The sequence below is a fragment of the Pseudoalteromonas sp. BSi20480 genome, from assembly GCF_000241365.1.
In the GTDB taxonomy this organism is placed as follows: Bacteria; Pseudomonadota; Gammaproteobacteria; order Enterobacterales; family Alteromonadaceae; genus Pseudoalteromonas; species Pseudoalteromonas marina.
Genome location: NZ_BADX01000013.1, coordinates 19,105 through 32,724, shown reverse-complemented (window position 1 = coordinate 32,724; position 13,620 = coordinate 19,105). Strand labels below are relative to the sequence as shown.

The window sequence follows — 13,620 nt, the reverse complement described above, 5'->3', positions numbered from 1 at the left end:
ATGGCAAAAGAAAAGTTTGAACGCGTAAAACCGCACGTAAACGTTGGTACAATCGGCCACGTTGACCACGGTAAAACTACACTAACTGCAGCAATCACTAACGTACTTGCAAAAGTATACGGCGGTGTTGCTAAAGATTTCGCATCAATCGATAACGCTCCAGAAGAGCGCGAGCGTGGTATCACAATCTCAACTTCACACGTTGAGTACGACACACCAACTCGTCACTACGCACACGTAGATTGTCCTGGTCACGCCGATTATGTTAAAAACATGATCACTGGTGCTGCACAAATGGACGGCGCTATCTTAGTAGTAGCTGCGACTGATGGCCCAATGCCACAAACGCGTGAGCACATCCTTCTTTCTCGTCAGGTTGGCGTACCTTACATCATCGTATTCATGAACAAATGTGACATGGTTGATGACGAAGAGCTACTTGAACTAGTAGAAATGGAAGTTCGTGAACTTCTTTCTGAGTACGATTTCCCAGGTGACGACTTACCACTAATTCAAGGTTCTGCACTTAAAGCACTTGAAGGCGAGAAGCAATGGGAAGACAAGATTGTAGAGCTTGCAGAAGCACTAGATTCTTACATCCCAGAGCCAGAGCGTGACATCGATAAGCCATTCATCATGCCTATCGAAGACGTTTTCTCAATCCAAGGTCGTGGTACTGTTGTAACTGGTCGTGTTGAAGCCGGTATCATCAACGTGAATGACGAAGTTGAAATCGTTGGTATCAAAGAGACTACTAAGTCTACTTGTACTGGTGTTGAAATGTTCCGTAAGCTTCTTGACGAAGGTCGTGCTGGTGAGAACATTGGTGCACTACTACGTGGTACTAAGCGTGAAGACGTTGAACGTGGTCAAGTACTAGCTAAGCCTGGTTCAATCAACCCACACACTACATTCACTTCAGAAGTATACGTACTTTCTAAAGATGAAGGTGGTCGTCATACTCCATTCTTCAAAGGTTACCGTCCACAGTTCTACTTCCGTACAACTGACGTAACTGGTGACGTACAGTTACCAGAAGGCGTAGAAATGGTAATGCCTGGTGATAACATCAAGATGACAGTAACTCTAATCGCACCAATCGCGATGGATGAAGGTCTTCGTTTTGCTATCCGTGAAGGTGGCCGTACTGTAGGTGCTGGTGTTGTAGCAACTATCGTAGAGTAATAATTAACGTTTAAGTTAATTAATACTAAAAAAACCCGAGCTTAGTCTCGGGTTTTTTAATGCCTGCAATTTGCCTCACGTGAAGGTGGCGCTCTTACCTTAGGCGTAGGTGCTTTGTAGCAACGCTCAACGAGTAATAGTTAACGTTTAAGTTAATTAATACTAAAAGACCCGAGCTTAGTCTCGGGTTTTTTAATGCCTAAAGAAAAGTGTTTCGTTTTCAGCTATTAGTAGCTTGGTGTTAAATTATACTTAACACATAAAAAAGCACGACTTTAAGCCGTGCTATTAATTAAACTTTTGATAACTGACAAATTTTACAGCTTAGTGTTTTTGGCATATGCTTCAGCTTGCTTCCATACTCTTAGTGTATTGCCACTTAGTATTTTTTTATGTCGCCATCGCTGTAGCCTCTATCCATAAGGCCTTGTACTAAGTTTGGATAACTAGACACATCCTTCAAGCCAATAGGTAACGAATCGCCAACACCGTCGTAATCAGAGCCAATGCCAACATAATCAATGCCAATCAACTCTACAACGTGATCAATATGATCAAGCACTTGTTCAAGGCTGGCAAAAGGGTACGGATTTTTAGCGCGATAAGCCGCATCAAAATTATTACTTAACTTAGTGCCTTGTTCTTTAGCAGACTCTTTTGTACTTTTTAGTTGCTTACCCCATGCACCTGCTTTTGCTGTAACAAAGCTTGAACCAAAGTTAATTTGAATCACACCACCGTTCTTTTTAAGGGCTAATAGCATATCGTCATTCATATTACGCTCAAAACCCGGAGTGTATTTACGAAGCGATGAATGTGAGGCAATAACAGGAGTTTTAGACAATTCCATTACCTGATAAAACGCATCATCTGAGATATGCGACACATCTATTAACATACCCATATTATTCATTGCAGTGACCAGCTCTTTACCAAAGGGGCTTAAGCCTTTCCATTTACGGCGAATATCGTAAGATGAGTCAGAAATATGATTACTTTGTGAGTGAGCAAGAGTGATATAACGTACGCCACGGTCAAAAAAGTGCTGAAGGTTTTTTAAGTCACCTTCAATAGGAGAGCCGTTTTCCATTCCCATAGCAATAGACAATTTGCCATCTTTAAATTGTTGCTCTATGTCGTTTGTAGAGCTTGCCATTGCAAATTTAGCGGGCGCGCGTTGTGCAATCGCTTCCATCCCATCAATTAACTGATTTGCTAATTGATAGCTTTTACCTTTTCCTTCAAACTCTAAATGAGCAGGAATATAAATCGACATGAATGGCGCGTTTAAGCCACCTTTTACTGCGCGAGGATAATCAAAATCGCCATCCTGAGTCGCTTTAGTTACATCAGCCCACGTATCGTGAATACGGTAAGGTACATCAATGTGGGTGTCGATTAAAATAGTGTCTTTGGCAAGTTTAACCGCTTTGTCTGACGCGCTAACAGGTTGCTCTGCAAAGGCTTGGTTTGTTAAAGCTAGTGATACGGCTACCACTAGAGTGCTGAGTTTTATCATGTTTTGGCTCTTTGGGTAAAAAGCCATTGTGTACGCTCAGCTAAAAAGTTACAAGTATTACACTCTAATCATACGACGCTTGTTGGTGCTCTTCACTTTGCAGTGCTTTAAATTCACTCTTTGAGATGATAGTGACCGATTCGTGCAGCTCAGAAAAAAACACCATGGCTTCGCCGCTTTTTAATTGTTGATTTACCTGCGCTACTTTACTTTCAATACTAAACTCTTGCTCGCCATAATCAGTGCCTTCACGCAGTACATAGCTTTCTATTAAATTGTATAGTGTGTCTTTATCAAGTTGTTCAAAAGGGATAATCATTACTGCTTGTTACTCGTTTTTGTTTATTATGTGTTGGCCAAAATAGCTGGGTACGGCTTTTTCTAACCAAAAAATGGGTTTAAACGGATTACTACCGCTAATAAATCCAACGTGCCCACCTTTTTCAGAGACGCACAGGGTAACATCTTCACTCACATCTTGCTTGCTAGGCACTGCTTTAATCGACAGCATTGGGTCGTCTTTCGCATGAATGATTAAGGTAGGTACAGCAATATGTTTTAAGTAGGGCATAGCACTGGCTTGACGATAATAATCGTGTGCATTCTCAAAGCCATGCAAAGGGGCTGTTATATGGTTATCAAATTCTAATAAATCATTAATGTCCATTAATTCATCAGTTGTAATGGGTATTTGCTGCTTAATTTGAGGCAACTTGCGCTGCATCGATTTTTTCATACGATCGAGCAAATACTTTTGATAAATTTTACCCAAGCTTTTGCGTATTACATCACTTGATGATGATAAATCATACGGTGCTGATATAACGGCTGCTGCATTTAATGGGCATCGCTGGGCTTGCTCACCTAAATATTTTGCCAATACATTACCACCTAACGAAAAGCCAACCGCAAATAAAGGCCTGTTTGGAAATTGTAGTTTTAAGTGATTAATAAAAAAAGCTAAGTCGTCTGTGTCACCACTGTGGTATGCACGGGGAAGGCGGTTAACTTCTGTTGAGCAGTTTCTAAAATGCATGAGTACAACGGCATACCCTTGCTTTTTTAGCGCTTTCATCATGCCTTTGGCATAAAAGCTATTAATATTGCCTTCAAGGCCATGCAATACAATGGCAAGTGGAGCATTTTCGTTATGCGGAAGTGACCATGCAAGCTCAATAAAATCACCGTCGGGTGTATCAAGCTGTTCTAATTCGTAGCGAGTATTATGAAAAGGGCGGAAAAAACGCGGCATTATGGTTTGAACGTGACGATTGGTCATCCACCATGCGGGTTTAAACTTATGAGTCATGTTTATACTACACACTTTGCAAAAACGAAGCGTTAGTGTATCAAAAAGAATAAAAAGCGCCTAATTAATAACTAATTAGGCGCTTTGTGCGTCGTGCTTAATTTTTTAATGTTGTTCTTTCAGATCAGCGTCGTGTACTTTTTTCATAGAAAAAATACAACAAAAAATAGGCATAAACTAATAACGACGCCTAAAAAGCCAAATGATAAAAATAACACTGGGTCGCTAAAAAAATCTCTAAAGAATACGTCCATAATTGCCTCCTGATGTCTATGGGGTAATCATAGGTCTATTTTTGCAGCTCTGAACTGATCCAGATCAAGCTATTTTCCTGATTATTAAAAGAGTCGTAAAGAAGTTGATTTGGATCAAATAGGTTGGCTAGAGCATAGCGAAACCCAACGAGAATTAATGATAAAAAGCAGTTTCAAGGTAATGAATTACTGTAGGTCGTCATTTATGGCGATAATTTTTATTGTAAGTTTGCTGAGCTAAATCACGGCTTTGTTTTTCTCTTAAAGCGAAGCGCCTCTATGCCTCATTGTGAGTCAGTTATTTAAATAGTTTTTTGCACAAAGAGAGAATGAGAAGTAAATGAGGGGAATGCAAAATTTATTCGCAGCTAAAGCTGGTTCCTACAAGCTTAGTAGCAATAACATCTGCTTGGGCTTATAATTTTTCTTTATAGCTTTATTTTTATACCTAGTAATAATGGTGGTAGGCATTGAACATTACACGGATAGTTAAATACACTTTAGTGATTATGCTGCTGCAAATTGCCTTATCGACATTACTTAATACTGTTGTTGGTTTTGAGCGCTATGCATCATCGAGGCTTGGCGATTACATTCTTATTGCAATCATGCCTTCTAGTGTTTTATCTTTTTTACTATACGGTGTAATGGCATATCGCAGTGATAATTATGCTTGGCGATATACATTTTATGTTTACTTTTTAGGCTCTTTGCTTGGTACAGTAACTGTCTCATTGATATTGCAAGAGTTTTACTTTTTCAGTGAGACTTCCATTATAGAGTTGCCTGTTTCATTGTTAGTTATTACTTTAGCAACCCTAACAGGGTTGCAGTTGCAGCAAAAAACGAATGCTTAAAGCTCTCCAACATATAGCATTACATTAGTGGTCCTCGAATCAGGCTCTAATGTTAAAGTATTCACTTTTTCTACTAACATCTGTTGTTGTTGTTTCTCGAGCTTGAGCTCAGTACTGAGCAGCTCTTTACGAATTACAGCGTAATCTGCAATCTCGGTTTGATTTGCTTTTAGATAGACGCGTGTAGCACGAAGGGGCTTCAGTACCTGCTGGTCAAATTCACAAATTGATTGTTCAAGCTTGTTTAGCTGAGTTTGACTAACTGCTAGCTTGAGAGAGTCTAGGTAATACAGTAACAAACACAGGTTTACATTTTTACCTTGCTGGTTTTGATAATCCAACAGACGCGTTTGCATGTCACCTTTGCTATAAAGGTCACACGCAAACTGCCAAAAGTCGTCTTTATTGAGCAAGTTCATCGGCAAAGGCCTGTTCTTTTTCTTCCATTTCTTCAAGCGCCATAAGTAACTCTTCTTCAATATCGTTAAGTTTAGGCGTAAGCGTGGCTTGCTTAGCAATTAACTCTTTTAACCGGGCTTTGTTGTCATCGTTGTAGAGCTCGTTATCGCCAAGTGCAACTTCCACTTCGCTGAGCTCTGCGGTGTGTTTGTCGAGCTGCTTTTCAAGTTTCTCAATTTGCTTTTTAAGCGGTTGAATGGCTTTTCTAAATTCAGCCTCTAAGCGCTTTTGCTCTTTTCTATTAACCCCTGAGTTTGCTTTTGGCTCATCGGCCTGCTCCGATTTAGTAGCCGCTTTATTAGCATTAAGAAGCCATTGGTAATAATCGTCAAGTTCGTAGCCAAATTGGGTTACTTCACCGCTGTCTACAAGGTAAAACTCATCGGCGGTGTTTTTCAGCATGTGGCGGTCATGCGATACGGTAACCATAGCGCCTTCAAAGCCTTGCAGGGCCATAACAAGTGCATGGCGCATTTCTAAGTCAAGGTGGTTGGTAGGCTCATCGAGTAGCAGTAAATTTGGTTTTTGATATACCAGCATAGCCAGCACTAAACGGGCTTTTTCTCCACCTGAAAACGGTGCTACAGGCTCAAGCGCTTTATCGCCAATAAAGGCAAAACCGCCTAAAAAGTCACGTAGCGATTGTTCGCTAGCCTTAGGATTTAAACGTTGTAAATGTGTAATTGCGCTGGCTTTTAAGTCAAGGGATTCAAGCTGGTGCTGTGCAAAGTAGCCAATATTAAGGCCTTGGTGCTGAAATACATCCCCTGCTTGTGGTTTTAAGTCGCCGGCAAGTAATTTAATTAATGTGGATTTACCTGCGCCATTTCTACCAAGCAGTGCAATACGGCTGCCAGGTACTAAGTTCAGCTTAATACTATTTAAAATAGTTACGTCGCCATACCCGGCTTGAGCTTTGTCGAGCGTCATGAGTGGGTTTGGTAGCGCTAATGGCTCTGCAAACTCAAAATTAAATGGTGAGTCGGCATGTGCAGGGGCAAGCTTTTCCATACGTTCAAGAGCTTTAACACGGCTTTGCGCCTGTTTAGCTTTACTGGCTTTTGCTTTAAAGCGAGTAATAAACTGCTCTAGGTGGGCAATTTGCTCTTGCTGTTTTTCGAACATGGCTTGCTGTTGTAATAAACGCTCTGCTTTTTGGCGTTCAAACTGCGAGTAGTTACCTTTGTATACATTGATAAGTTGTTTATCTATGTGCCAAATTTGATCAACCACTGCATCTAAAAACTCGCGGTCGTGCGATATAAGTACCAATGTGCCTGTATAGGCACGTAAAAAGCGTTCAAGCCAATATACGGCATCTAAATCAAGGTGGTTTGTTGGTTCATCGAGTAATAGTAAATCAGCGTTTCGAATAAGTGCTTGGGCAAGGTTTAAACGCATGCGCCACCCCCCCGAAAACGCACTAACAGGGTTTTCTATTTGGTTATTAGCAAAGCCTAACCCATGCAACAGCTCGCCAGCTTGCGATTCAATGCTGTAGCCTTTCATGTTTTCTAGCTGAATATGCACTTTGGCTTGAGTATCGCCATCGTTATTTTGTTCTGCTTCTCTCAGCGCAATACGCAGCGCGTAGTATTCAGGGTGTCCTTGCAATACATAATCAATCGCGCTTATTTCGAGGGCAGGGGTTTCTTGTTTAACCGAAGCAATAGACCAATCTTTAGGAATACTGCAATTACCAGCATCAAGTTGCAATTCAGATTTTAGTAAACCAAATAAGGTTGATTTTCCACAGCCATTGGCGCCCACAAGGCCTACTTTGTGCTCTGGAAATAACGTAGCTGATGCATTTTTTAATAAGGCTGTTCCGCCACGAAGGAGTTCTATTTCTGATATTTGGATCATGAATGCGTTACTTTACTGTACCCTTGTTAAGTTGGCGCTATCATACCATAGAACTTAATGCGCTTATCAAGCGTATCAACAAGTGATGTTATACGATAAAATAGTTGTAGTTCAAACCACAGGAAAAATGTTGTGAGACAAAAGAAGCGATTTATTGCTGGTGCATCGTGCCCTGACTGCAAAGCCATGGATACAATGATGCTTTACAGAGAACATGATGTTGAAAAAGTAGAGTGTGTTGAGTGTGGGCATAAAATGTCACAACCAGAGAACGCTGTTCAGGCGTCAACTCGCCAATTTGAGCAAGTCATTGGTGTGTTTAAACCGGGCGACTAACCCGGTTTTTATTGCTTAGGTACACACCTTTTAGTAATGCGGAGGCGGTGGCTCTGGCATATTAGACATCATAGAAGGCGAGGTTTGCGCTTCTTTAATTTTTTCTGCCAGCAGTTCTGTTTGGCGTTTCATTTTAGCTAGCATTTGCTGGTGCACTTTGATCTCATCGTTTAAGATTTCAATCGTTTCATCTTGAAAAGCCACTTTGGCTTCAAGTTCCATTACGCGGTGTTCAATTGTGTTCATTAGTGTCTCGTATAATAAATCGCTCTGCGATACCGCTGGAGCTTTCGGTTAACAACGACTTATCGTTATCTATAAATGCCACATCAAGCACAACGGCCGATTTTGGTTTACTGCCTTCTCGCGGCGTAACTTGCCACGTTTGAATTTTTTCACCGCTTGATATTTGCCATAAATCAACTCGCTTATTAGGCGAACCCGTTGCCAGCAATGTGCCTTGCTCGTTAAAGCGCACGGCGGTAAAAATTTTCTGACGCGCAATATACGCCAGTTTACTCACAAGATCACCTGTAGTCAGTTTCCATACATGTGCTTGTGCCATACTGTCGGCGGTAAATGCAAAGCGACCTTGTGGATCAAGGGTTACCTGAGTAACACGAGTTGGGTGGCTAAAGCGATGAATAACTTGGCCTGTATTGGTATCCCAAAAATAGGCAACATAGTCGTTAGAGCCGCTTAATGCATAACGTCCGTTTGGCGCCAAATCAACGGTGTTAACTTTATCTTGATGGCCTAAAAACTCAATGCGACGTCCAGTTTCAAGGTTTAAAAATACAACCACGCCGTCGCTTCTGCCGTATAAAACACTGCGGCCTTGGTTACTAATGGCAATATCTCGAATCGTGGCTTTTTGTATTTTGTAGTAGCCTTTGTTTTCGCCAGTGCTGATATCCCACACTGCGAAAGTTGTTTTTTCTGCGGTAACCGCCACGCTGTTATCAAAGGCAATAGCAAGGCTGTAAACTAAGTTGTCTTGAGATTGCTGCTGAAACCATTGGTATTTTAAAACGTGCTGTTGATTATCCCACAGCGCGACCCCATGGTTGATAGAAGAGATTAAACTGTACTTTCCATCGTGAGAGAGAGCTGACGAAAATGCACCTTGTGCGGTATGCTCAAAGCTTTCTACCGATTGATTTTTTTTATCGGTACAGGCAATGGCTAAAAAACAGCTAAAAACGATTAAAAAAGTACGAAATATCGACATCTTACAGGTATTTCCTCTTAACTCTTAGTGACTGAGAGGTTAGACTAGGTGCGTTAAATGCCTAGGTTGTTTGTCTAATCACTGGATATATATTTCTAAGTTTAGCTAACAATACAGACTTTAGTTATTAAACAAACAGCCTACCATGTAGGGCGTTAATCTTTAACTAGTAATATTACAATAAATGACAACTGCAAAGTATGTCGGAGATTTAAAATGAAAAAGACGATTAGATTGTCATTGATTGCAGCGTCGGTTTTAGCGCTTACAGCTTGTAATCAAGAAGCAAAAAAAGAGCAAGCTGAAGTAACATTAGACACTGTAGAGCAACAACAAGCATACGGTATTGGTGCTTCTGTAGGTAATTTTTTAAATAAAGACCTAGCAGACAAATCTGAAATTGGCATTGAGCTAGACCAAGCGCTATTAATTCGTGGTTTTGAAGATGCACTTGCTGGCAATGCAAAAATTGACGAAGAAAAAATTCGTGAAGTGTTAACAGCTTTAGATACCTCAGTACGCACTAAGCAAGAAGAAAAAGCAAAAGTTGAGTCTGAAAAAAGCAAAGCGGCAGGTGTTCAATACCTAGCTGATAACGCTAAAAAAGAAGGCGTAACAGTAACTGAGTCTGGCCTACAATACGAAGTATTAAGCGAAGGCGAAGGCGAAAAGCCAGCAGCAACAGACGTTGTTAAAGTACATTACAAAGGTACTTTATTAGACGGCACTGAGTTTGATAGCTCATACGCACGTAACGAACCAACTACATTCCCACTTAATCGCGTAATTGCTGGTTGGACGGAAGGTTTACAACTTATGCCTGTAGGGTCTAAGTACAAGTTTACTATTCCTTCAGAGCTTGCTTACGGCGATCGTGACCTTGGTAAAATTCCAGCTAATTCAACACTTGTTTTTGAAGTTGAATTACTAGAAATTCAAAATGCAGAAGCACCTGCAGAATAAGCCAAGCTTAAAACGTAAAAAGGGACCTTAGGGTCCCTTTTTTAATTCGTGTAACTTAATTAAATCTTAATTTAATCAGTATGATTAGAAAACAGGTTATCAATCAGTTCATCTTCAAGCTCAAAACGAAGCTCTAATGACTCACCAATAACTGAAAGATCGTTATCAAACCCTTCTAATAAGTCTTCTTTATTTACTTCAGCGTACTTGTCATTAAAATCAAGTGCGACATCGGTGGTGCTTGAAATACGCGGATAAATTGAGTTTGCAAGCTTTTGGCTCTCTAAGCCCTTTTTTTCACAGGCTTTAGCAATATCATCGTACACTTCAAAATGCCCTGCAGAGAGGTAATCCATAAGGAGTTGGCAAAAAGACTGTATTTGTTCAGGCTCTGGTAGCGCGTGATCTTTTTTATCATAAGGCGCAAACCCTGCAATCTTGCAATACAGTACAATAAGTTCTTGGCGTTCATTAAGCCAGTTATCGATTACTGTATGGCTACCACCCCATTTCTGTTGAGCTTTTTCTACACGCGTCAGCATAACTGTTCTCCTAAGCTGGGTTGGTTTTTAGTTACATTCGTTTTTATGTACATCAAGATATATTTAATTTGCGTGTATATCAACAAGTAATGCAGATGTTGTAAACGTGCAGAAGAATTATTTATTGAAAGGCTAAACATTTTATTGCAGGCAAGAAAAAACCACCGGTTAAGGTGGTCTAATTTCTTCAAGTGGCTTGTTATAACAAGCTTTCTTATTTTTATTAAATGATTTTTATTGTTATTATTTAAAACTTTTTATTTTTATTGTTTTAATAATTTATTATTGTTTTTGTTAACGCGGGAAAGACAATACCAAGGTTTTTGTTATGTTGCAAACATATTAACAAAAAGTTTTAAATGTTAGTGTTTTTTGCCTAATTTATAATCAAAATGGATTAAAACCATCAATATTATTGATCTGCTTCTATGTAAAGGTGTTTTCGTCTTTAAGAAATAGAGAGGCGATGAATATGGTGGTACAATCTTGCACAATTTCTATAAGCATTAGGATCATTTACGCCATGAGCGAATTAAAAAACGACCGTTATTTACGTGCACTTGCAAAACAACCCGTTGATGTAACGCCTGTATGGATGATGCGTCAAGCTGGACGTTATTTACCAGAGTACCGTGCTACACGTGCGCAAGCGGGCGATTTTATGAGCCTGTGCCGTAATGCTGAGCTTGCTTGTGAGGTAACACTTCAGCCACTGCGTCGTTACCCATTAGACGCGGCCATTTTGTTCAGCGATATTTTAACGATTCCTGATGCAATGGGTTTAGGTTTGTACTTCGAAACAGGTGAAGGCCCTAAGTTTGAACGTCCTATATCGTCGCTTGCAGATGTTAAAAAAATACCTAAGCTCGATCCAACTGACGAGCTTGGTTATGTAATGAACGCAGTAAGTACTATCCGCCGTGAACTTAAAGGCGAAGTACCACTTATTGGCTTTTCTGGTTCACCATGGACACTTGCTACATACATGGTTGAAGGCGGTAGCAGCAAAGTATTTGGTAAAATTAAAAAAATGGCGTTTGCAGAGCCGCAAACACTTCATTTATTACTAGATAAACTTGCTGATTCAGTAATCGACTACTTAAACGCACAAGTAAAAGCCGGCGCGCAGTCGTTAATGGTATTTGATTCGTGGGGCGGTGTATTAAGCCCGCGCGACTACAACGAGTTTTCACTGCAATACATGCACAAAATTGTTGATGGCCTGATTCGTGAGTACGATGGCCGCAAGGTGCCAGTAACGTTATTTACTAAAAATGGTGGCCAGTGGATAGAAGCCATTGCAGCCACAGGTTGTGATGCAGTAGGCCTAGATTGGACCATTAATATTGGCGATGCTAAACGCCGTGTAGGCGATAAAGTGGCCTTGCAAGGTAACATGGACCCGTCAATGCTACATGGTACGCCAGATCGTATACGCCAAGAAGTAGGCACTATTTTAGAAGACTTTGGTACAGGCAATGGCCATGTGTTTAACTTAGGTCACGGTATTACGCCAGATGTTGACCCAGAAAATGCCGGTGTATTTATTAATGCCGTGCACGAGCTTAGCGGCCAGTATCACAAATAATTAATGTGTTTTATGCATTAATACTAAAAAGCCCGCTTAACAGCGGGCTTTTTGTTTATACGCTTTAAAGTGTTTACTTAAACAAGCGGTTTAAACCATTTAATGCCGCAACTCGATAAGCTTCTGCCATTGTTGGGTAGTTAAACGTAGTATTTACAAAGTAGTCGATGGTATTGCCACCTATTTTTTTGTTCCATTATAGCTTGGCCAATGTGAACAATCTCAGAAGCACGCTCACCAAAGCAATGCACGCCAAGTACTTCTTTGGTTTCGGTGTGGAACAATATTTTTAAACTACCCACATCGGTACCTGCAATTTGCGCACGGGCTAAGTGTTTAAATTGCGCACGCCCCACTTCATACGGTACTTTTGCGGCAGTTAATTGCTGCTCTGTTTTACCAACAGAACTCATTTCAGGAATAGTATAAATACCGGCTGGAATATCAATAATCAGCTTTTCATCGCAGTTACCACAAGCGATGGCATCTGCGGCAATCCGGCCTTGGTCAAATGCAGCACTAGCAAGGCTTGGGTAGCCAATAACATCGCCTACCGCATAAACGTTTTCAATCTCAGTTTGGTAGGTTTCGTTTACTTTTATTTGCCCACGGCCGTCGGCTTTTAAGCCAATGGCTTCAAGGTTAAGTGTGTCAGTGTTACCTGTGCGGCCATTCGCAAATAAAATACAGTCAGCCTTTACACGCTTGCCCGATTTTAAATGCATAACAACGCAATCGTCGCGCGTTTCTACACGATCAAACTCTTCGTTATGACGAATAACAATGCCGCTATTCCAAAAGTGGTAGCTAAGTGCATCAGATATTTCAGCATCCATAAAGGCAAGTAAACGGTCGCGAGTATTCACTAAATCAACTTTAGCGCCTAAACCTTTAAAAATAGAAGCATACTCACAGCCAATAACCCCTGCTCCGTATATAAGTACGCGCTGAGGGTCGTGCTCAAGGCCTAAAATAGTATCGCTCTCGTAAATACGAGAATGGCTAAAATCAACTTCAGGTGGGCGGTAAGGGCGAGAGCCCGTAGCAATAACAATTGTTTTTGCAGTAATGCGCTCGGTTGAACCGTCAAGGCGTTTTACTTCAACAGTGTGTTTATCAACAAAGCTCGCATCACCTTGAAACATATGAATACGATTACGATCGTAAAAGCTGCTACGTAAATTAGACTGCTTAGAAATAACCGAACTTGCGTGACGTAAAATATCAGGGAACGTTAAACGACTCGGGCGTTCACCAATATTAAACAACGGGTTGGCTTTGTATTCAATATAGCGGCTAACCGAGTGACGTAATGCCTTAGAAGGGATAGTTCCCCAATGTACACAACCGCCGCCGACTGTTTCTTGGCGCTCTATAACCGCTACTTTTTTGTTGTTTTTCGAAAGGTTCATGGCGGTGCCTTCACCGCCAGGGCCCGTACCAATAATTATTGCGTCATATTGGAAACTTACGGGTGCTTTTTTCTGTTCTGGTTGTTTGGCCACAGCCAC

Annotated in this window: 12 protein-coding genes and 2 pseudogenes; 5 read left to right on the top strand and 9 right to left on the bottom strand. The window is 40.8% G+C overall.

Features of this window, described 5'->3' with window-relative positions; all coding sequences use genetic code 11:
• Window positions 1–1,185, top strand: coding sequence for an elongation factor Tu (gene tuf / locus P20480_RS16065; RefSeq protein ID WP_006791257.1), 1,185 nt, complete (start codon window positions 1–3; stop codon window positions 1,183–1,185).
• A 317-nt stretch (window positions 1,186–1,502) separates the two neighbouring features.
• Here tuf and P20480_RS16070 read toward each other — a convergent pair.
• From P20480_RS16070 to P20480_RS16080, 3 genes and pseudogenes are all read right to left on the bottom strand, one after another.
• A pseudogene (locus P20480_RS16070) lies at window positions 1,503–2,704 on the bottom strand (dipeptidase).
• A 64-nt stretch (window positions 2,705–2,768) separates the two neighbouring features.
• Window positions 2,769–3,023 (bottom strand): YheU family protein, encoded by a 255-nt coding sequence (locus P20480_RS16075; RefSeq protein WP_008126773.1) that lies wholly within the window; start codon window positions 3,021–3,023, stop codon window positions 2,769–2,771.
• Between the two features lie 9 nt (window positions 3,024–3,032).
• Window positions 3,033–4,013: a hydrolase gene (locus P20480_RS16080; RefSeq protein ID WP_008126771.1), complete on the bottom strand. Its 981-nt coding sequence runs from the start codon at window positions 4,011–4,013 to the stop codon at window positions 3,033–3,035.
• A gap of 724 nt (window positions 4,014–4,737) precedes the next feature.
• On the opposite strand from P20480_RS16080, the gene P20480_RS16085 reads away from it, so the two are divergent.
• A complete protein-coding gene (locus tag P20480_RS16085) occupies window positions 4,738–5,124 on the top strand; it encodes a hypothetical protein (RefSeq protein WP_008126769.1) in 387 nt (128 codons plus the stop codon).
• Here the strand turns inward: P20480_RS16085 and P20480_RS16090 are convergent.
• Both P20480_RS16090 and P20480_RS16095 read right to left on the bottom strand, forming a co-directional pair.
• Window positions 5,121–5,543, bottom strand: coding sequence for a TIGR02444 family protein (locus P20480_RS16090; RefSeq protein ID WP_008126767.1), 423 nt, complete (start codon window positions 5,541–5,543; stop codon window positions 5,121–5,123). The two genes, P20480_RS16085 and P20480_RS16090, sit on opposite strands and share 4 nt — an antisense overlap.
• Window positions 5,527–7,449, bottom strand: a complete 1,923-nt coding sequence (locus P20480_RS16095; RefSeq protein ID WP_008126763.1) for an ATP-binding cassette domain-containing protein — start codon at window positions 7,447–7,449, stop codon at window positions 5,527–5,529. Before P20480_RS16095 ends, P20480_RS16090 begins: the two co-directional genes overlap by 17 nt.
• 132 nt (window positions 7,450–7,581) lie before the next feature.
• Between P20480_RS16095 and P20480_RS17515 the strand changes: the two genes are divergently transcribed.
• Window positions 7,582–7,785 carry a YheV family putative zinc ribbon protein gene (locus tag P20480_RS17515; RefSeq protein WP_010557786.1) on the top strand — a complete coding sequence of 68 codons (204 nt, stop codon included), beginning with the start codon at window positions 7,582–7,584 and terminating at the stop codon, window positions 7,783–7,785.
• 30 nt (window positions 7,786–7,815) lie between these two features.
• On the opposite strand, the gene P20480_RS16100 is transcribed toward P20480_RS17515, so the two are convergent.
• Both P20480_RS16100 and P20480_RS16105 read right to left on the bottom strand, forming a co-directional pair.
• Window positions 7,816–8,031, bottom strand: coding sequence for a SlyX family protein (locus P20480_RS16100; protein ID WP_006793743.1), 216 nt, complete (start codon window positions 8,029–8,031; stop codon window positions 7,816–7,818).
• Window positions 8,018–9,016 carry a WD40 repeat domain-containing protein gene (locus P20480_RS16105; RefSeq protein WP_008126758.1) on the bottom strand — a complete coding sequence of 333 codons (999 nt, stop codon included), beginning with the start codon at window positions 9,014–9,016 and terminating at the stop codon, window positions 8,018–8,020. The genes P20480_RS16100 and P20480_RS16105 overlap by 14 nt, the downstream gene beginning before the upstream one ends.
• A gap of 216 nt (window positions 9,017–9,232) precedes the next feature.
• Here P20480_RS16105 and fkpA point away from each other — a divergent pair, with 216 nt between their 5' ends.
• Complete coding sequence (gene fkpA, locus P20480_RS16110) at window positions 9,233–9,979, top strand: FKBP-type peptidyl-prolyl cis-trans isomerase (protein WP_008126756.1); 747 nt, start codon at window positions 9,233–9,235, stop codon at window positions 9,977–9,979.
• Between the two features lie 71 nt (window positions 9,980–10,050).
• On the opposite strand, the gene P20480_RS16115 is transcribed toward fkpA, so the two are convergent.
• On the bottom strand, window positions 10,051–10,521 hold the full coding sequence (locus tag P20480_RS16115) for an Rsd/AlgQ family anti-sigma factor (RefSeq protein ID WP_008126754.1): 471 nt from the start codon (window positions 10,519–10,521) through the stop codon (window positions 10,051–10,053).
• Window positions 10,522–11,044: 523 nt separating this feature from the next.
• On the opposite strand from P20480_RS16115, the gene hemE reads away from it, so the two are divergent.
• Window positions 11,045–12,109 (top strand): uroporphyrinogen decarboxylase, encoded by a 1,065-nt coding sequence (gene hemE, locus P20480_RS16120; protein ID WP_008126752.1) that lies wholly within the window; start codon window positions 11,045–11,047, stop codon window positions 12,107–12,109.
• 73 nt (window positions 12,110–12,182) lie between these two features.
• Here the strand turns inward: hemE and sthA are convergent.
• A pseudogene (gene sthA / locus P20480_RS16125) lies at window positions 12,183–13,614 on the bottom strand (Si-specific NAD(P)(+) transhydrogenase).
• Window positions 13,615–13,620: the final 6 nt, after the last annotated feature.